The sequence below is a fragment of the Nitrosospira sp. NRS527 genome, from assembly GCF_018406445.1.
In the GTDB taxonomy this organism is placed as follows: Bacteria; Pseudomonadota; Gammaproteobacteria; order Burkholderiales; family Nitrosomonadaceae; genus Nitrosospira; species Nitrosospira briensis.
In genome coordinates this window covers 331,425-351,810 of sequence record NZ_AP024515.1, presented here as the reverse complement: position 1 = coordinate 351,810, position 20,386 = coordinate 331,425, and the positions used below count along the sequence as shown (strand labels likewise).

The 20,386-nt window shown below is 50.9% G+C and carries 16 protein-coding genes; 6 read left to right on the top strand and 10 right to left on the bottom strand.

Annotated elements, in window-relative coordinates:
* Positions 1-2: 2 nt before the first annotated feature.
* The 4 genes from ppk1 to KJS40_RS01590 form a co-directional block, all read right to left on the bottom strand.
* Positions 3-2,084 carry a polyphosphate kinase 1 gene (gene ppk1 / locus KJS40_RS01605; protein ID WP_213538814.1) on the bottom strand — a complete coding sequence of 694 codons (2,082 nt, stop codon included), beginning with the start codon at positions 2,082-2,084 and terminating at the stop codon, positions 3-5.
* Between the two features lie 81 nt (positions 2,085-2,165).
* Entirely contained in the window at positions 2,166-2,438 is a 273-nt protein-coding gene (locus tag KJS40_RS01600; RefSeq protein ID WP_213538813.1) for an oxidative damage protection protein, read from the bottom strand.
* Positions 2,439-2,569: 131 nt separating this feature from the next.
* A complete protein-coding gene (gene argA, locus KJS40_RS01595; protein ID WP_213538812.1) occupies positions 2,570-3,910 on the bottom strand; it encodes an amino-acid N-acetyltransferase in 1,341 nt (446 codons plus the stop codon).
* Between the two features lie 129 nt (positions 3,911-4,039).
* Positions 4,040-4,807, bottom strand: a complete 768-nt coding sequence (locus KJS40_RS01590) for a 16S rRNA (uracil(1498)-N(3))-methyltransferase (RefSeq protein WP_213538811.1) — start codon at positions 4,805-4,807, stop codon at positions 4,040-4,042.
* A gap of 222 nt (positions 4,808-5,029) precedes the next feature.
* Here KJS40_RS01590 and KJS40_RS01585 point away from each other — a divergent pair, with 222 nt between their 5' ends.
* The 3 genes from KJS40_RS01585 to prsT all read left to right on the top strand — a co-directional run bounded on the left by KJS40_RS01585 (position 5,030) and on the right by prsT (position 9,703).
* Positions 5,030-5,587 (top strand): thioredoxin family protein, encoded by a 558-nt coding sequence (locus KJS40_RS01585; RefSeq protein WP_213538810.1) that lies wholly within the window; start codon positions 5,030-5,032, stop codon positions 5,585-5,587.
* A gap of 3 nt (positions 5,588-5,590) precedes the next feature.
* Positions 5,591-6,373, top strand: a complete 783-nt coding sequence (locus KJS40_RS01580) for an inositol monophosphatase (RefSeq protein WP_213538809.1) — start codon at positions 5,591-5,593, stop codon at positions 6,371-6,373.
* Between the two features lie 537 nt (positions 6,374-6,910).
* Positions 6,911-9,703 (top strand): XrtA/PEP-CTERM system TPR-repeat protein PrsT, encoded by a 2,793-nt coding sequence (prsT, locus tag KJS40_RS01575; protein WP_213538808.1) that lies wholly within the window; start codon positions 6,911-6,913, stop codon positions 9,701-9,703.
* 126 nt (positions 9,704-9,829) lie between these two features.
* On the opposite strand, the gene KJS40_RS01570 is transcribed toward prsT, so the two are convergent.
* Entirely contained in the window at positions 9,830-10,006 is a 177-nt protein-coding gene (locus KJS40_RS01570; RefSeq protein ID WP_213538807.1) for a transposase, read from the bottom strand.
* A gap of 3 nt (positions 10,007-10,009) precedes the next feature.
* Positions 10,010-10,411 (bottom strand): hypothetical protein, encoded by a 402-nt coding sequence (locus KJS40_RS01565; RefSeq protein WP_213538806.1) that lies wholly within the window; start codon positions 10,409-10,411, stop codon positions 10,010-10,012.
* 477 nt (positions 10,412-10,888) lie between these two features.
* Between KJS40_RS01565 and KJS40_RS01560 the strand changes: the two genes are divergently transcribed.
* Complete coding sequence (locus KJS40_RS01560) at positions 10,889-11,674, top strand: long-chain N-acyl amino acid synthase (protein WP_213538805.1); 786 nt, start codon at positions 10,889-10,891, stop codon at positions 11,672-11,674.
* Positions 11,675-12,452: 778 nt separating this feature from the next.
* Here KJS40_RS01560 and pepA read toward each other — a convergent pair.
* Together pepA and KJS40_RS01550 are read right to left on the bottom strand one after the other, a co-directional pair.
* Positions 12,453-13,325 (bottom strand): flocculation-associated PEP-CTERM protein PepA, encoded by an 873-nt coding sequence (gene pepA / locus KJS40_RS01555; RefSeq protein WP_213538804.1) that lies wholly within the window; start codon positions 13,323-13,325, stop codon positions 12,453-12,455.
* 559 nt (positions 13,326-13,884) lie between these two features.
* Positions 13,885-14,958, bottom strand: a complete 1,074-nt coding sequence (locus tag KJS40_RS01550) for a nitroreductase family protein (RefSeq protein ID WP_213538803.1) — start codon at positions 14,956-14,958, stop codon at positions 13,885-13,887.
* A gap of 455 nt (positions 14,959-15,413) precedes the next feature.
* On the opposite strand from KJS40_RS01550, the gene KJS40_RS01545 reads away from it, so the two are divergent.
* Both KJS40_RS01545 and KJS40_RS01540 read left to right on the top strand, forming a co-directional pair.
* On the top strand, positions 15,414-16,640 hold the full coding sequence (locus KJS40_RS01545) for an FtsX-like permease family protein (protein WP_213538802.1): 1,227 nt from the start codon (positions 15,414-15,416) through the stop codon (positions 16,638-16,640).
* Between the two features lie 65 nt (positions 16,641-16,705).
* Positions 16,706-17,866 carry an FtsX-like permease family protein gene (locus KJS40_RS01540; RefSeq protein ID WP_348529540.1) on the top strand — a complete coding sequence of 387 codons (1,161 nt, stop codon included), beginning with the start codon at positions 16,706-16,708 and terminating at the stop codon, positions 17,864-17,866.
* Positions 17,867-17,907: 41 nt separating this feature from the next.
* Here KJS40_RS01540 and KJS40_RS01535 read toward each other — a convergent pair whose 3' ends face one another.
* Positions 17,908-19,269: a DUF1302 family protein gene (locus tag KJS40_RS01535; RefSeq protein ID WP_213538800.1), complete on the bottom strand. Its 1,362-nt coding sequence runs from the start codon at positions 19,267-19,269 to the stop codon at positions 17,908-17,910.
* Positions 19,270-19,546: 277 nt separating this feature from the next.
* A complete protein-coding gene (locus tag KJS40_RS01530) occupies positions 19,547-20,332 on the bottom strand; it encodes an ABC transporter ATP-binding protein (RefSeq protein WP_213538799.1) in 786 nt (261 codons plus the stop codon).
* Positions 20,333-20,386 lie beyond the last annotated feature (54 nt).

The window sequence follows — 20,386 nt, the reverse complement described above, 5'->3', positions numbered from 1 at the left end:
TCTCAACCTGGTTTTGATGTTGCCAACTCCGCGAGCAGCATCTCCTGTGCGCAAAGTCGCTTGCCTCTGCGGGTCGTTTTAAGGCGATAATTACCATCACCGTCCATGTCCCATGCCTGTCTGTTGTCCTTGAGGTATATATTAAGGCCTTCAGCAAGCACACGCTTTTTCAGTCTCGCCTCCAGAACCGGAAAGCATATCTCGATCCGGCGAAAAAAATTCCGATCCATCCAGTCGCCACTTGAAAGATAAATGGTCTGTGCACCACCGCTACGAAAATAGAAAATCCGGGTATGCTCGAGAAACCGTCCGATGACCGAACGCACCCGGATGTTATCCGATAACCCCTTGATGCCGGGTCGCAGGGCGCAGACGCCTCGCACGATTAGATCGATTTTTACCCCGGCGCCGGAAGCGGCATATAGCGCCTTGATGATTTCCGGCTCGAGCAAGGCATTCATTTTGGCGATGATACGTGCAGGCTTCCCTGCTTTCACATTTTGAATCTCGCCATTGATGGCCGCCAGCATCTGGCTGTGGAAGCTAAACGGAGATTGCCACAAATGCCTTAATTTCCCTGCCTTGCCGAGGCCGGTCAACTGCGTGAATACTTCGTTCACGTCTGCGCAGACGTCCTCATTGGAAGTGAATAACCCGAAATCGGTATAGAGGCGGGCAGTGCCAGCGTGGTAATTACCCGTACCCAGGTGTACGTAACGCCGCAGCTTGCCTTCCTCACGCCGAACTACCATTGCCATCTTGGTGTGAGTTTTGTAGCCGACTACCCCATACACGACATGGGCACCGACTTCCTCGAGCCGGCTGGCCCAGTTGATGTTGGCCTCCTCATCGAAGCGCGCCAGCAACTCCACCGCTACCGTAACTTCCTTGCCGCTGCTGGCGGCAGCGATAAGCGCCGTCATGACCAGCGAATCCGTTCCGGTACGATATACGGTCTGTTTTATGGCCACGACGTCAGGATCAGCCGCAGCCTGCTGAATGAAATGAATCACCGGTTGAAATGATTGATACGGATGATGCAGGAGGATATCGTTCTTCCGGATCATTTGAAAAATATCCACAGCTTTTTTCTTTTGCAACGTTAGCGGCAGACCGGGAATGAAAGGTGGGTATTTCAGGCTGGGACGCTCGATCCGATCCGGAACCTGCATCAACCGTACCAGATTCACTGGTCCTTCCACCTGATAAAAATCGTCTTGCGAGAGGCCAAGCTGCTCCAATAAGAAATCCGACATGTGTTTCGGGCAATTGTCCGCCACTTCGAGCCGTACCGCGTTGCCGAAATGGCGCTGCGGCAACTCGCCTTGCAGCGCGATGCGGAGGTTCTTGACTTCTTCCTCATCCACGAACAGATTACTATTGCGGGTTGCGCGGAATTGATAGCAGCCGAGGACGCTCATACCGGAGAATAATTCACCCACGTGCGCATGCAAGATTGAGGACAGAAATACGAAGTTGTACTCACTGCTGCTGAGCTCAGGCGGCAGCGGAATCACGCGCGGCAACACACGCGGCGCTTGCACGATGGCCGTTCCAGAGCCGCGCCCAAAAGCATCTTTGCCTTCCAGTTCAACTGCAAAATTCAAACTCTTGTTGAGCACGCGCGGAAACGGATGCGAAATATCGAGGCCTATAGGCGTCAGGACCGGCATCATCTCACGAAAGAAATAAGCCTTGATCCACTCGCGCTGAACCTCGTTCCAGGCGGCGCGGCGCAGAAAGCGGATGCCTTCACTTGCAAGCCCCGGCAGAACGTCCTGATTCAATAACTGGTACTGTCGCACCACAAGTGCATGTGCCTGTTCGGAAACGAGCTTGAATACCTGGCGTGGCAACATCCCGTCCGGCCCGAAGCCAGGCGTATCCAGCTTGATCTGCTCCTTTAGCCCGGCAATGCGCACCTCAAAAAATTCGTCCAGATTACTGCTGACTATGCACAGAAATTTCAAGCGTTCCAGAAGCGGCGTATCCTTGTTTCCAGCCTGAGCAAGAACTCGCCGGTTGAACTCTATCTGGCCCAGCTCGCGGTTGAGAAATGGACTAACAGTTTGGGTATTTGTCATGGAAAAACAGCTTTTGCCTGCACGGCTTCGGCAGTAGTGGATAAATCGAATCTTTCGCGAAAGACGTACTCCCGAGTTTTATTATTTCGTCGGCGGCACATAGCCCACAGGTTGTTCGGCCCCTGCACCAAAGAAATACGCCTCGAGTTGCTCAGCCAGATACTTGCGTGCCTTGATGTCCGATAGATTCAAGCGATTCTCATTGACCAGCATGGTCTGATGCCTGATCCATCCGGCCCAGGCCTCTTTCGATACGTTATCGAATATGCGTTTCCCCAATTCCCCCGGATAAGGTTGAAAATCCAATCCTTCCATTTCACGCCCGAGTTTGATGCAGTTAACGAATTTTGCCATTTGAGCTCTTCTCCAGGTATGACAGCAGATAAATTTGTAATCGGGTACATCAACCTTAACCGTATTTGGCCATTAATCAAAGGCGCTGGTTCCGTGACGGTGAATTGGCACAGCAGTCGATCAACTACCACTTATATATTTTTTACGAATACCTTGGAGCGGCGTCGGTAATTGTATAGCCCCTGTTTTGCTTTAGGTAATTCATGGACATCAGTCTCGAGGAAACCTCGCTCGACAAACCAGTGGGCGGTTCGGGTAGTAAGAACAAACAATTTTTTACTTCCCTGAGACCTGGCCTTGGCTTCAATACGCTTGAGCAATGCATCGCCACACCCCGCACTACGATAGTCCGGATGCACTGTGAGACAGGCAAGCTCGTCCGCCTTATCGTCCGGAAAAGGATAGAGTGCGGCGCAGCCGACTATCATTCGATCATGTTCGACCACTACGAAGCGGTCGATTTCCATCTCCAGCAATTCGCGGTTCCGCCGTACCAGTGTCCCGTCAGCTTCAAGAGGTCCGATCAATTGCAGGATAGCGCCGACATCTTCTATCCTCGCGTCCCGTAAATTCTGCAACGGACCATCCGATATCATGCTTCCTATACCGCCGTGCGTGAATAGCTCCTGCAATATTGCGCCATCCACGTGCCGGCTGATGAGGTGAACGCGGGACACACCTCCTTCACAAGCCCGTACCGCAAACGGCAGATACAACCGGACATCGTCCGATAGCCTGGGGGGTTCATCGGCAGACCGCGTCAGGAGCGCCTTACCTTCGGCCACAGTCAGTTCACGCGGCAGCAATGTCTCCGACGTATCAGGAGATTCCTTTTCCATGCTTCCGGCATCCATCAGAAAAATCAGTTTTTCTGCTTTGAGCGCAATCGCTGCTTCTGCCGCAACATTTTCGAGCGTCAGATTAAAAATCTCGCCCGTCGGCGAATAGCCCAGTGGTGAAAGTAGCGTCAACTCCCCTTGTTCCAACCGCGAACGGATAGCCGCGGTATCCACCTTCCGCACTTCACCGGTATGCATCAGGTCGATACCTTCTATTACGCCAACCGGGCGTGCAGTGACGAAATTTCCGCTGGCAACGCGAATAGCGGCATTGGCCATAGGCGAATTGGGCAAACCCATTGACAATAGCGCCTCGATTTCAACCCGGACGCGCCCTATTGATTCCTTTACGCACTGCAGCGCCGCGCCGTCGGTGACGCGCATCCCCCTGACGTATATCGTCTGCAGGTTGTTTTCATCCAGCCGCGATTCGATCTGCGGGCGCGCACCATGGACCAGCACCAGGCGTACGCCCAGGCTTGCCAGCAAATTGAGGTCATGAACAAGCTCGACAAATTTGCCATCAGCCACGACCTCGCCACCAAAGGCGACAACAAAGATTTTATGGCGGAAAGCGTTAACGTAGGGCGCTACCGAGCGGAACCAGCTTACAAAATCCGTGTCTAGCCTCATGTTGGAGATGCACTGTTCAATTATGTAATAGAAATGAAGCGGGTATTGCACTAATCTTACGGTTCAATGCTTGAATCAACGCCTCAAAACCGAATATGCATGCACATGCTACCATTTGAATCCCGAAATTCAATAATCACCCCATAGCGCCTGCATTGCTGCCACTGCCGCCAATGCAGCGGTTTCGGTACGAAGTATGCGCTCACCCATCCGTAACGGGACAAATCCAGCCACTTGGGCCGCAGCCTCTTCCTCCGCGGTAAACCCACCTTCGGGCCCGACCAGCAGCGTTAGCGGAGCGGCGGCAAGAGGTGCGGGAAAATCGCGCAGGCCTTTTTTTGCTGCGGGCGAGAGCATGAAACATGAGCCCGTAGGATAATCGCTGCTTGAATTCTTGCGCTCGCCAACCTGATTGCCCAGCCATCTGGATATCGATATCAACGGCATCATTGGCGGAACGCGATTTCTACCGCACTGCTCACAAGCGGCAATAATAACTTGTTGCCAGTGCCTTATGCGTTTTTCGGCACGCTCGTCTGATAGTTTCACCACTCCCCGTTTTGTATCCAGAGGCTGAATGCGTGTTACTCCCAACTCCACCCCCTTCTGGACAATCCAGTCCATTTTCTCGCTGGCGCACACTGTTTGCGCTAACGTGATGTCGAGTCGCGACTCGCGCTCGATATCAAGGTACTTTTCGACCACCACCGTAACGCCGCTTTTATTGATAAGCTCAATAGTTGCCCTATATTCGCCGCCGTTACCGTTGAATAAAATCAATTCATCGCTTTGCCGGAGTCTTAACACGCGTGAGGCATGATGCGCCGCAACCGCAGACAGTTCGATGACCTGGCCTGCACTGATTCTTTCGGGGGAAAAAAAACGGGGAAGTGCCATCGCTTAGGAGAAGTGAGCAGGAAGAACCAATAATCAGACCCATGATAATATAATGGCGCATCAACAAACTTGTATTTCGCAGAACGATATTGTTCGAGGTTTTTACCGTTTTATATCAATCCATATTGGCATGCGAAATTATATTCATTGGTGCTGCGACTGTTGATTTTTGAAGTGCAGTGAGACCTCAATTCATTTTGTTATTAATTCCGGAGAGAAAATATGGCGAGCCTGGAAACACCCGTTTGCGATTTCGGTTGGAAGGCAGCGGATTTTGACTTGCCGGGGGTGGACGGAAAACGGTACAACCTCGCATCCGTAAAAGGCGAAAAAGGATTGCTTGTGATGTTCATCTGCAACCATTGTCCTTATGTCAAAGCGATTCGGGATCGCATTGTCCGGGACGTGGCGGAGTTACGCCAGCACGGTATAGGCGCCATCGCGATCATGTCAAACGATCCTGCCGAGTATCCGGAAGACTCATTCGACAACATGGCACGGATAGCCAGGGAATGCGACTTTTCTTTTCCCTATGTTTGGGACGAGACCCAGCAAGTGGCAAAAGCATACGGGGCGGTTTGCACGCCCGATTTCTTCGGCTTGAATGACCGGCTCGAATTGCAGTACCGTGGCCGGCTGGACGCCTCCCGCAAGGAGGCCGCCCCTCCCGGCGCGCGACGCGAACTTTTTGACGGAATGCTCCAGGTTGCCCGAACTGGACAGGGACCTGACGAACAGATTCCCAGCATCGGGTGTTCGATCAAGTGGCAGGCGGAATAACCGGTGCTCAACGCGGTCATCGCTGCGGTCAAAGCGGTCGCACAGCAGGAAATACTGCCGCGTTATTTGAAAGTGGCACGGCAACGCAAGGCGGACGGCAGCCTGTTCACCGAAGCAGATCTCGCTACGCAGGAAACATTGTCGCGGGAATTACGAAAGATTTATGCAGGCCCCGTGGTTGGTGAAGAAATGGCGGAACACGAACAAGTCGATCGCTGGCATGCGGGTGATGCCGGACTGTGGTGTATGGACCCGATAGACGGCACTTCGAATTTTGTCAACGGACTGCCCTATTTCGCGGTTTCGGTGGCGCTGATGCGCCACGGCAGAAGTGTGCTCGGCGTGGTTTATAATCCTGTTTCAGACGAAATGTTCTATGCCGAGCGAGACAAAGGCGCCTACCTGAACGGTGAAAAGCTGCCGATCAAGGAGCATGTCTCAGCTTTGCGCGGCGCGATGGCGAACGTTGATTTCAAGCGGCTTACACCCAAACTCGCGGAAAGCGTCTGTACCTTGCGCCCTTTTTCTTCCTATCGGAATTACGGCGCCTGCTCGCTGGAATGGTGTTACACCGCTGCCGGCCGCTTTGACCTGTACCTGCACGGTGGACAAAAACTATGGGACTACGCCGCAGGCAGCCTTATTCTGCAAGAGGCCGGGGGACACATGTGTGGTCTTGATAAAGATGATTTCTGGGCCGAGCCGCTCTGGCAGCGCTCGGCCATTGCTGCGCTTGATTTGGGCCTGTTTATCCAGTGGCGGGACTGGGTGCGAGCACATCGTTAGTTGATCATGATATACCAACCCCTGGTTCGGTCGACCGGGATCGCCGGACTCCGGTTGAAATTGAGGCTGCGAGATCTGCTTTCCTTGCTCAATGGATTCAGCTCATTTTTTTGGGGCAAGTTGACTCGCCTATTCGAGCGATCACACACGCTTGATTGTGTCGGTCGAGCAGATACAAAGAAGCCCATTAAATATATTAATACGTTCTTCCTGCACAACAATATTGAGGCCGTGGCAAATCATGGATATAGTGGGCAACTCGCAGCTCGATCTCTGCCACTTGCGTCCTGCGTTCCTATAACCATTCGGTGATCCGAGTATCGTGACGCTCTTATTTCAAGGACTAATCTTTCTTGCACACCAGCCGTAATTAACTGAAATGAGGTATTCCATGCTGGCTCCCAACTCTGTTGGCTCGGCGCCGCCCACAGAAATATCTGTTGGATTCTTGATTTATTTATTGAAGACCTGCCGCGATCAGCTTGCACCAAGATCCGCTCTCAAAAGAAACGCTAATGCAGAGAAGGGAAATTTTATATGCGTAATGTAAGCAAGTTTAAGGCGACGAAAAATCTATTGGCGCTTATGGTCTCTGCGGCACTGATTGGTACCGGCACGGCAGGCTGCGATAAATCTGGGAACGCCCAAACCCTGATTTCCGACGCCAGGCAGTATCAGGAACAAGGGGACAACAAGGCTGCCATTATCCAGCTCAAGAACGCGCTGCAGAAAAATCCGGATGATCCCGAAGCGCGCTACCTTCTGGGTACGTCCTACAACAAGACCGGGGACTTACGGTCGGCTGAGAAAGAGCTGCAGAAGGCTTTAAGCCTGGGAATGAGTCCTGCAACGGTAATGCCTGAGTTGGGACACACCTTGCTTAGCCTGGGTGAGTTCCAGCAGGTATTAGACAAGACGAAACAGCTTTCCGAAGATAAGCCTTCACCCGAAATTTTAGCATTGCGGGGAAACGCATCACTTGCGCTCGGTAAGGTTAACGATGCCAAGGAGTTGTTCGAAGGCGCGCTCAAGGGCAAACCTGATTTTTCCGATGCGCTGATCGGTTTATCAAAATGCGCATTGGCGAATCAGGATCTCGAAGCAACAAACCAATTCGCGGAGCAAGCCGTAGTCAAAAACCCGGGCAACCCCGATGCCTGGTTTTATAAAGGTAACCTGCTGCGCGTACAGGGGAAAGTTGATTTAGCGCTAGCTGCCTATGATCAGGTTATCAAGCTAAAGCCAGACAGCCCCACCGCCTACCTCGATAAAGCACTTTTGGAAATCGGCGCCAGAAAATTCGACGTTGCAAAATTGAATATCGACGCAGCTCGCAAGGTGGCGCCCGGCAGCCTTATGGTTTTCTATACCCAGGCGCTACTGGATTTCAACGAGGGCAAACACGACGCCGCCTTAGACTCTTTGCAGCAAATATTAAGCAAGGCACCTGACCACATGCCCAGCCTATTGCTTGCTGGAGCAGTTCAGATGGCTTTGGGTTCGGCGCCACAAGCCGAACAGCATCTAAAACAATACCTGGAGAAGGACCCGCAAAACCTTTATGCACGTAAGTTGTTGGCTTCCAGCTTTTTGAAAAGTCGCCAGCCTCAACGGGCAATCGACGTATTGGCACCGGCCCTCAAAAGCGGGCAACCGGATTCCCAATTGCTCACCTTGGCGGGCGAGGCCTACATGCAATCCAAAGATTTCGTCAAAGCAACGGAGAATTTTGAAAAAGCCAGTCAACTCGCGCCAAAAAATGCGCGGCTTCACACCGCACTCAGCATGAGCAAACTGGGTCAGGGCGAGACCGGTCGCGCAGTGGCCGAGCTGGAAACAGCGGCGAAACTCGACCCTAAATCGTCGCAGACAGGCATCCTGCTGGTCATGACCCACCTTCGTCTCAAGGAATTCGACAAGGCGCTCGCCGCCACAAAAATGGTTGAAAAGGAAAATCCGGACAATCCACTCGTTCAAAATCTGAAAGGCGGCATCTACATGGGCAAAAACGATGCCGCGAACGCACGTGCCAGCTTTGAGAAAGCGCTTTCTCTCCAGCCCACTTACTATCCGGCGGCGGTCAACCTGGCTCAACTTGATATGCTGGAAAAGAAACCGGACGATGCCAAAAGGCGTTTTGAAGCCATCCTGGAGAACGATAAGAAGAACATCCAGGCCATGGCCGCGCTATCGCGCCTGGCTCTTAGTCGGCAGCAGAGCAAAGAGGCTACGGCCTGGCTGGAACGGGCAAGCCAGGAGAACCCGGAATCACAACCGGCTGCTGCGCTTCTGGTGGAGAATTATATTCGTTCAGGAGAAAAACAAAAGTCTCTGCTCCTTGCGCAAAAATTCCAAAGTAACAATCCATCTGATCCCGGTGCACTCGACATGCTTGCGCAAGCCCAGTTCGCAAATGACGACAAGAAAGCCGCGCTGGAGAGTTATAAAAAACTTGTCGCGGTGCAGCCGCAATCCGCTCCCGCTCAATTGCGTCTCGCTTCAATTTATGTGGCACTGAAGGATCCGTCGGCAGCATCGGAGGCGTTGAAAAAAGCGCTCGCTATAAAACCGGATTATGTGGATGCGCAATTGGCGCAAGCTGCGATAGAGCTACGCAAAGGAAATGATGAGCAAGCTCTCGCTATCGCCAGACAAATTCAAAAGCAGCAGGGAAAGTCTCCCACAGGTTATGTTCTGGAAGGTGATTTACTGATGAGGCAGAAAGAACCCGCTGCTGCTGTAAAAGCATATGAGCAGGCCTTCGCTCTGGGCAAGAGTGGGCCGATATTAATTAAGTTGCATGCTGCCCTCAGCCAAGCCGGAAAAGGTAAAGAAGCGACTCTTCGGCTGGCTGAATGGCTAAAGCAAAACCCTGCCGACACGACTACCCGCATGTATCTTGCCGAAACCTATATGGCGGAGCGACATAATAGCGCCGCAATCGAGCAGTATCAGCTTATCCTGAAGCAAGCTCCCGATTTTATGCCTGCGCTGAATAATCTGGCTTGGCTCTACCAGCAGGAAAAAGATCCGCGCGCCCTTGAATATGCAGAGAGGGCCTATGGGGTGACCGCGAACGATCCGACGGTAATGGATACGCTCGGATGGGTATTGGTGGAACAAGGTAATACTACCCGAGGTCTCCCGCTGCTGGAGAAGGCGACTTCCCTCGTGCCTGAATCAGCCGAATTCCGCTACCATCTCGCAGTTGGACTTAACAAATCGGGCAATAATGCGGGTGCTCGCAAGGAACTGGAACAACTGCTAAGCACGGGGAAGAATTTTCCTGGTATTGATGACGCCAGAACATTGCTGAAACAAATACAGTAGGCGCAGATGACAATTATTCTATAGGAAGATCATGAAATGATGTTGATAGGAGCACAATGTGACAAATAAAAATCAAGCCCAAACTTTGCTGTAAATTCACTTCGGTCGGTTCAATAACGTTTTGTTTCAGCGGATGATGACACGTTCAGTAACCCACTGTGCGAATTCGTCCATATCCAGGTAGCAGCATTCCTGCCAGATCTCATTTTGCTCAGTCAGCAAGGCGCCTATCAGCCGCGGAGCGGAATCGTTATTAGGAAGATGCGAATCACCCTTTCCCCGGCAGCGCATTTCCTCGTTCAATCGCTACTGCATATTCGTGGTGCGCAGTTGCTTGCAAAATTCTTCCGGCAGCACCCTCACAGCTATCGCATCTTCAAAACCACCCTCCAGGCGCGCCACCGCCTTGGCTGCCGTCTTGAGAAACCGCACTGAATTTGCGCTAACCGCTGCCGAGCGCTCGTATCGATCGGCCCTCAGACTCTCCGTCACCTGCGCCTCCAATATCTGGCTGAGCATCGTTTCAACAGTTTTCGCTAGGCCGACCTGATCACCCGAGCCCTGGCAATAAATAATCATCGATTTTTCACCCAATGGGAAACCATATCCCGGCGCCCAGGTGACGCTACCCCTTTCAAGCACGCTTTGATCGCTTACGGCATCGGCAAACGTCTGGTAGGCCAGATAACGCTCGCAGTATACGTCCACCTGATGGATACGGAGGAGAGGAGATGGTGATACGTTTCGCTTTCAAACTATCCCGCAAGTTATTCAGAGCCTGCATTAACAAAAGCACCTCAAACTCGTCGCTTTTTAACGACAATATAAAGTCTTAAAAAACAAAGAATTATATAAAAACAATAATATTCCGTCTAGTTTGACGACAGCCCCTTAATCGCGACTGCGCCAATTCAATGATTACACTCGGGTTAAATGTGGCATGAATTTTGCTTTGGAGCAAGCAAGCCCGATCTAAAACGGGGACTTCATCAGCACCGGCATTGTTATTACGCTGGCGCAACACAAGCAAATTTTTCATTTTCGTTCTGCCAAATTGATCAATTCCACGCACGGCCGCAGCTTTCTTCTCTCGTTCTCAGCCAACGCGAACGGAGTTCTGCTGTTTCTCATTTTAATCATAGTTACCGTAATGGCATCGGTTCAATCACTATTAGGACTCTAAACATGCAACTCTACAATGATGAGATATCGTTTCCTCAGAAACGTAATGCGCGATCGAACGCCAAAAAAATTGACAGATGTAAGACCTCAGGCTCGGGATCATCCATAGGGTTATCGGAAGAAACATACAATCAGGAGTGCATTTTAAGACGTGATGGCTATAGCATTCGGTCTGTGAATTCATCTTTACATCGTAGTGCCGTAAGCGCTCTCCTTCAGCGCATGTATTCATGGCGTGGTTATGACACTTCGAGTGAAGAGATGTTTGTCAATAATAGTAATTGGATGACGTTTGAGGTATCCAGCCAGCAGCAACTGGTCGGAACATTAACACTCGGCATTGATGGGGAGGAAGGTTTACTGGCTGACAAGCTTCATAAAGATGAGATCAACAACTTCCGGAAAAAAAAGAGAAAGGTATGCGAATTGTCAAAATTTGCCATTGATTCCCTGTATGGATCAAAGGAAGTACTCGCCTCGTTATTTCACCTGTCCTATATTTACGCGCGCAGTCTGCATAATGCGGATGACGCATTTATCGAAGTTAATCCGCGCCATGCGAGTTTTTACAAACGGATGCTGGGGTTTCGCCAGATTAGCGGAATTAGTACTTGCGAACGCGTCGATGCGCCTGCTGTACTAATGCATCTGGATCTGGAATACGTCGATGCCAAAATTGCATCTTTGGCAGATACGCGCGAATACAAAGATAAATCTCTATATTCCTATTTCTTTCCCCGGCATGAAGAAGAGGGTTTAGCCGCCACGCTTCGACGGCATATTAACTGATTGACCAGAGAAATAAAAAATCAAATTGAAGCATGTTTTACGCATAAATAGCATTCTCTTTTTGACTCCCCGAAACTCTTCCGATAGATTTGCGTGTGACATATCTTTTGGAGCAATGGCGGGCGACAAGGCGCTGACCGAACTAGCGCAGACGCTTGAAGTACACCCTAACGTGCTTACCGGGTGGAAACGGCAACTGAGTGATGGACTCCGGCGTGTTTGGCGCTGGAGATACTGTGACGGAAACGACTTGTTGATTTGAAGGCATTGCACGCCAAGAGGGGGCGGTTGACTGTTTGCGAATGATTTTTCTGAATACGCACCCACCAAGGCGGGATTGCTGAGCGCAGAAAAATGACTATCCGGTCCCATAATTTAACTGTCACTCGGTAATGCCGGATGCTGAGACTGGTTCGTTTCGCAGCCTATTACCAGCTTGACTTCATGTCCGCACCGAACTGGGACGCCCTTCATAGGTACGGGCATACTGCGCGGCCAGCTCAATCGGGCAGGGCCTATGTTTCTGCCCCTTGATCACAAAATCGTGGTTTCATGTCCGCTCGCCGTGGTCGCCAGCGCCTTCTATCCGGCTCTTGTTCATCAGTTCGCTTCATGCTTCCTCCCCACGCTCAGTCACCGTCACAGTGGCACTATACTTCGTTTGCTGTGGATCAACTTGCTGTGGAATTTTCACCCACAAGAGTGCGCCTATGCTGAACGCACATAAAAAAAAGTCCCGCGATTGCGGGACTTTGGTAAAACAGTAAACCTCAATTTCTTATGAAGCTGCCTTGCGGCGACGGCTTGTCAAACCCATGCCGAGCAGCCCTACACCCAGTAGTGCCAGCGATGCGGGCTCAGGAACCACGGATATTTTAAACTGACCGTTATTACTTACAAAAAAATGGTCGCCGCCCACATTAGCGTAAGTACCCGCTCCGCAACCGTCACCGGTAAACCCGGCGCCTTGGCAGATAATTTCACTTATCATTGTACTAGTTGGGCTACCAGTCGTGTTGGCGTTGGTAAACGCAAAACTCAACACCGTTGAATCGGTTAAATCGGGTGACCCACCAGGCGCAAACCAATAGCCTGGCGTCAGGTCTCCCGGCCCTGCTACGGCGTCTATGGTGATCTGTCCATTACCAGTGGGTGACCCAGATCCATCAACAACTCCACCACCGCCCGCCAAGGTGGTAAAACTACCGATCAGAGTACCAACATTGGCACCGAATATCCCCGCAGCGCTACCATAATTATTCCCTGAATCAGAATATATCTTGAACGTACCCCCGGCGTCGAAAACAAAGGCGCCACCAAAAATTCCAGTACCGGTCGTTTCTGCTACCGCGGTGATTGTCACCCCATGCGTTATGGGGAACAGTTGTCCCAGGCTGTCATATTGCACCGAGTTGAATACCGAGAATTGAGTAAAAGTGTAAGCGGAACCGATGCTACCATCCCCAGTTGGGGTAATCTTGATAAAGCCATTACCATTTACGTCAAGATATTCATTGATTGTCACGGGTCCCGCTCCGGCGGGGCCATTCGGATCAAATTCCCAGTTATTCAGCACCGTAGCCGCTGATGCAGCGCCGGAGAACGCCATCATTACACTGGCGGCAATTATAAGTTTCTTGAATCTGTGCATCGTCCGCTCCTTCTTTGTATTAGCTGCCATTATGTCCGGGCAGTTTCGGTATTTTTATATAAGCATATACTGTGCCAGATAGAAAATCGTATATATTTTAATATGTTAGATGAGGCACTTATTCGGAGCAAAGTAATGTGTAATAAAATTCGACAATTTCTTTAGTTGACGAAATCTGAGGTCGCCAGCATTTCATGTGGGTAAACGCAAAAACGATTCGCCATATACAATTCTTCCACCGAATCACCAGACGCATTCGACCTCGCATCGAGCGGCACTGCTGATCCGATACTACGTCATGCATGCAGCACAGATTGCCGTAAACAGAACTTGCTTCCGACTTCATGAAATCATCCTGAACCTGCAAAGAACCATGCAATTGCACCAATTCCCGTTTCCGTATAATGTCTCTGATCTTTGATGTCTACGCCGTTGATTCGAAATTTCGCGCGGTACCCGCCAATGAGGCATCTCGGTTCAAAAGCTTTGACACCTCCGCCTGACGTCTTACGAAAGCGAACTCCAATGACGTCGGAACGGAAGAGATGTTATTTCGATTTCAGGGCACCAGCAAATCACCAAGCTCCTTGCGGACCGAACGTGAATTGACTCTCGCCGATCGGCCAACACGACAAAAAAACATTGATCCACCGTCCGCGCGTTCGCCCACTAGACTTTTGAATCGTTTTGCCAGTGCATACGCGGCTTGATCAATTTGTGGTAATGCCGAAATTTTCCGCTTCGTCTGCGCATACCAATGAAAGATTACCGGCGTCATTTGTGGTTGCAGGTGAAGGCCAACCGTGTCTGCGGTCAGCCACAAACGCTGCATGGCGCTCCCCGCCAGCACGTAATCGCGCTGGTTTTCCGGTGGAGTTTTAGCATAGATCAGAACATGTCCGGCACAGCAGATAGCCGGCAAAAGGTCCAATTGCAGCCTCGGCATAATTGTTCCGAACATATATCGGTTAAAGAAATCCACCCGCTGCCAGTTCTGCATTACCCAACCCATCAATCGGGCAGTGACCGGGTCCACGCCAACCGCATGCTCTGGAATACGATCCTTGCTGAAACGAGCCCCCCATTCGATAGCTTCTTTATGCACGTGATAAGCTTCGGGGCACGTCAGGCGAATGTGGGCGTTATCCCAAAGCAATCCCGCAACTTCACGGCGTTTGGCGAAGGACTCAAAAAAAAGCACATCGTACTCGTGCCCTGGAGCAATCGATAGCGCGCCGTGCTGAGCGCTGGTCAGCGAGGTTATCTGCATTGGTCGTCGCTGGACGGTACGTGCTTTGATAGAGGATATAAGACTGTCGGCATCCAGCTCTGGGTCGTAATCGAGCGTGACATCATAAATTGGCGCTGTGTCGGGGGTAGCCGATCGCCGTATCCAGGTTGCGCGGAGGTGATGAGCGGTTGCTGCAATCCGGAGTGTTTCTAAAAGCGCCCCATGGGCCATATAGCTGGCCCGGCCCTCAAAATCATACAAGCACCACTCACGTGTATCATGGCCATGAACCGCAATGTGATTGTTATCGATAATTTCGAAGCGCCAGGGCTGGGCATTATCGCCACTTGGCGCCCAACGAGCCAGATCTAGAATCTTCAGGATAGTTTCACGGTCAGACATGATGTGTCACTGATATTTTGCGCGAAACATCTACGCGCGGTTTACTAAATGCTGTATCTCAGCATACTGGATTATCTTTCAATACCAGATCAGTCACTGACGTAATTTATTGGATATTCGCTGCAATTTAATGTGCACTCAATAGCAAGGATGAGTTATTCAATCGAAACCAAATAGATTTATGCAGGTCAGAAGTGCGATTACGCGAAGCTGCCTCACTCGCTCCTGCCTTCCAGTAACTCTCAGGATTTTAAATTTTACCATAAAAAACAATACGTAAACTCGTGCAGCCGCTATAGGCCTATTTGTGCAGCCACACGAATAGTGTCATGATAATCGTTGCGAGGCGTCGCTCACCCGCTGTTTGCCCAACCTCCAGCAAGAGCACATCGCGAAATGGACAATAAATATGAGATTGTTACTGATTTGTTACTGATGAAAATGAAGCTGCCACAGTGAATGTATTCTGGCTTGACTTTAAACTGGCATTTCGTAATGTCATACGCCAAAGACGCCGTAGTGCCATTGCGGTAGGCGCTGTTACGTTTGGCATCATGGCGCTCATCCTGGCGAATGGTTTTATTGAGTGGATTTTTTTTGATTTTCGGGAATCCACAATCAAATCGCAATCAGGTCATCTGCAGATCGTGCGCCCAGGCTACCACGATTCGGGGAAAGCGGACCCCTTCGCCTTTCTGCTTCCCGATGCCGTACCTGAACTGGAAACGCCAGGCGAACCACATCAAATCAAGTCAATTGTTCCCCGGATCTCCTTCAGCGGCCTCATCAGCCATGATGAAGCCACCATCTCATTCATTGGTGACGGTGATGACCCCAGGCGACAGCGGGATTTTGGTGATGGCCTGCGAATCTCGGCTGGCAAAAACCTTTCTGCCGACGATCCATTGGGTATCATCATCGGAGAAGGACTTGCACGCAATCTCGGCGTCGATGTTGGTGATAAGGTTGTTTTACTGGCGACCACAGCGTCAAGAGGAACAAACGCGGTGGAAGTGACCATTCGCGGCCTCTTCTCCACCGTGACGAAATCTTATGATGATGCCGCTCTACGCATACCCATCGAAACGGCTCGACGCTTGCTTCGCACGGAGGGATCCCATGTTTGGGCGGTAATGCTGAATGACACTGCACAAACCGATAGCATGCTTGCAAGCTTACGCTCCAGGCTGCAAAAGGACCTGGAGATCGTTCCGTGGTATGCGTTGGCGGACTTCTACAACAAAACGGTGACACTGTTCACCAAGCAAATCCATGGGATCAGATTGATCATTGCCGTTATCATCATTCTCAGCATCACCAACACGATGACTATGAGCGTAATGGAGCGGATCGGCGAAATCGGCACGTCGCTGGCGCTCGGCGTGAAACGCGCAGGCGTCATGCGCCTGTTCGTGAGTGAAGGGGTGCTTATCGGCTGCATAGGCGGCATATTCGGTGTGCTGTTGGGCCTTTTATTCGCGCACATAATCTCCAGTATCGGAATTCCCATGCCGCCGCCACCGGGCATGACGCATGGGTACACAGGACAAATCCTGGTGACGTGGGAGACCACACGGGATTCGCTGGCGCTTGCCATCGGCGCCACACTGATTGCAAGTATCTACCCAGCCTGGCGGGCATCGCAAATGCAGATTGTCGATGCTTTGCGACATAACCGGTAGCTGGCCAAATAATCATGTTCAGATTGGCGTTACGTAATATCCTCAGGCAGAAATTACACACTGCCATGACTTTGGCTGCGATCATGTGTGGCGTGGCCGGATTGATCGTTGCAGGTGGCTGGATAAACGATGTTTTCGTGCAGCTATCCGAAGCCCTTATCCATTCACAATCAGGGCATCTGCAGGTATACAAAAAGGGCTTTTTTGCCGCAGGATCGCGCACACCGGAAAAATACCTGATAGAAGAACCCGACACAGTCAGGCAACAGATCGCCACCAACACAGGCGTTGTCGATGTAATGGCCCGGTTGTACTTTTCCGGGTTGCTCAGCAATGGCCGCAGCGACCTGCCGGTCATCGCTGAAGGCGTAGAGGCAGGACCGGAAGCAGTACTTGGGAGTTCCGTCTCGATTACCTCTGGGCGCCAATTGAACGATAAGGATGCTTTCGGAATCATGCTCGGATATGGTGTGGCTCAGGGGCTGAAATTAAAGCCCGGTGACCATGTCACATTACTTGCAAATGCGCTTGAGGGCGCATTGAACAGCATTGATCTGGAAGTAGTCGGCGTATTCCAGAGCTTCTCGAACGATTATGACGCGCGGGCAATAAAAATCCCCCTCATCGCGGCCCAGGAATTGCTCGGAACGCAAAGCGTGAACGCATTCGTCATAACGGTGCATAAAACAGAGGATACCGATCTTGTAAAGACCATGCTAGCGACGCAACTCGACCAATCCGGCCTGGAGATCAAAACCTGGATTGAACTGAACGATTTCTACGAGAAAACGGTAGAAATGTACAAGGGTCAGTTTGGTGTTCTGCAGTTGATAATTCTCGTCATGGTTTTATTGAGCGTTGCCAACAGCGTAAACATGAGCATCTTCGACCGGACCGGAGAGTTCGGTACGATGATGGCGCTGGGCAACCGGAGAGATCAGATATTTCGATTGATCATGGTCGAAAGCATATTGCTCGGCGTAATCGGCAGCGTTGTCGGACTTGTGCTCGGTATAGTACTGGCGCTTATTATCTCTGCAATTGGTATTCCGATGCCACCACCGCCGAACGCCAATCTCGGGTATACGGCCCATATTCAGATTATTCTGCAAGTATTACTGGTATCCTGTGCCGTTGGCATCGGAGCCACAATTCTGGCTGCCATTCTTCCGGCACGGCGCGTTTCCCGCATACCAATTGTTGAAGCGCTGAGACAGAATTTCTGATTTTCGAATATCGCAAAAATGCATCATTGGTTCTACGAACCTCAGAATGAATAACGCAACTCCGTATAGGCACGATCATTGTGTTCAAAACGGCCAAAAAATCCCGTGGATTGGCCTCCAAAAATATCTGCCCCCACCGCCGCGCGCCAGTTTCTCTCGAAATTCCAGGTTAACCGTGGCCGGAACATCCAGTCGTTACGATTCAAGCTATGTATCAGTAAGGCTTGCGCTTCCACATTGCGCCAGAGCTTTCCATTAAGTAGGATGCTGGCCCCGTTCTCCACCCTGTCGGTAAAACCCGTCGGATTATACGAAAAGAAAACACGCTGATAAAACTGTAGATTCAAACGGGTCTCAGCGGGCAAATTGAAATCCAGGCCGAGCGCGTAATCGAGGGTATTCTGCTTGGCCAAGCCATTTATTGCGGCAGGCGTCATCACATTGAATTTGCGCCCATCCGTATAAACCATTTCACCCTTGAACACTACTGTACCGAAATCCTTCGTAATGGTTGCGCCTACCTGATCGATTTCGTCATGTCGCGGCTGAAGAACCAGCGGCTCGGTCAGTGCGCTGACACGATAAAACGTCGGAGCGACATCAAGGCTGTGATAATAGAACGCCGAGATATCCCAGCCACGTATAAGCTGGGATAATCGGAACCCATAATTCGAGTTGCCGATGTTTCGTCCCGAACGGTCTTCACCGGCGAAAGAGGCCACGCCCCGCAGCGGGCCAGGATAGAAATCCGCGCCCGGCTTCCCGCTGTCGTCGATAGTGGGTACCGGGATCCACAGCAACTCAGCGTGCGTGTCGTTCTTCGAGTATTCAGCGCGCACCGCCCATTGTGGAATGCGCATGATATCGAACGTAGGCAGAAGGAATTCGCGCATATCTCTGGCGGACACCACATCCGCGAAAAAAAGGCCTACCATCTCACCCCATACTACGTGTTGTCGACCGACACGAAAATCAAAATCGCCCGCAGAAACATCAAGATAGTTTTCACGCACAAAAAATTGATAACGTTGGTCGTGCCGCACCGCAGACGGATAGAAATCCGATAAGTCGTAGGCGGCATCATAGTCAAATCGACCGCTTATTTTCCACCTTATGTTTTCGTTGAATTGTCCGGTGCGCGATAACTCGGTTCTCAGCTTTGCCTTGGAAAAATGCTGAGGGCTACTATAGTTATCGGCGATTTCGAGCTGCGAAAATCCCTTCCAGCCGGTAACGAGCGTGCTCCAGACGGTCGCGGGAGTTTTTGTTGGTGCCACATCCTCGCCAAATAATGATTCTCGGGAATTGACTTCACTTTCATCGCCCAGTTTTTCGGAAACAGCGATATCCTCGTCACTTTGCTCGGCAAATTGGATTAATGATGTGGATATGGATAGAGACATCGGTAAGTATAAGGGTTCACCTTCAGCCTCATAAAATTGCATACCATTTCTGATCATGACATTCTTTTCTATTCCTGCGGCTGACTGGTGGATAGAACGCGAAGACATAGATAAGGACAAGGACAAAACCAAAGAGTCCTCCTCGGCCTTATCGGTCAGCGGATCCGTTGATTCTGGTATCGTAGGGATTGGGAACTGAGCTGGTGTGGCATTAGCAAAGCCACGCAATGGCGAAAGAACAACCATTAATACCACCGCTAGAACCAAACATTTGAATTTACGTCTGCGTTCCATCCTTCTCGCTTTGATCAGTACCCCGAGCGGATAGGTCATTATTTGCACGACGTCTCTCAATCACCACATCCGGTTTCTTCTGTTTGTCGAAGCCAGGCCTCGTGATCTGCCCATCATCGATATGTATCAATCGATCCGCCATTTCCATGACTCGCAAGTCATGGGTAGAAAAAATAAAGGTGGTCTTGAAATTGCTATTGATTTCTTTCATCAATTGCAAGATACCTTCGCCCGTTTTGTGATCCAGGTTTGCGGTCGGTTCGTCAGCCAGTATGATTTTCGGTTGCGTCGCTAATGCGCGCGCAATTGCAACCCGCTGGCGTTGTCCCCCGCTCAACTGGTTGGGGCGATGGTGGGCAAATGCAGACAGGCCGACGATGGCAAGGTATTTCGAGATCCGGGTGCGACGCTCCGCTGATCTCAGGTTTTTGAATTGCAACAGGGGGTATTCCACGTTTTCTTCGGCGGAAAGCACCGGAAACAGGTTGAACGTCTGGAAAATAAAACCTATAGTTCGAGCTCGCAGATCAGAAAGCTCGTCCGGCGTTCGCCCGCTGACATCTTGATCGTTTAAAAAAACTTTTCCACTCGATGGGGTATCGATGCACCCGATCAGATTAAGCAACGTGGATTTGCCGCTGCCGGATGGACCGGCAATGGCGGCAAAGGCGCCATCTTCAATACTCAGCGAGATATCTTTGAGCGCCTGCACCTGCTGCTCACCGAGTGTATATTCTTTATAAACGTGCTCGAGTCGTACGATGCTCATGGGGAAATACTAACGGCTTAATCTTATGGGTAAATAGCAACCACAACAGGGGTC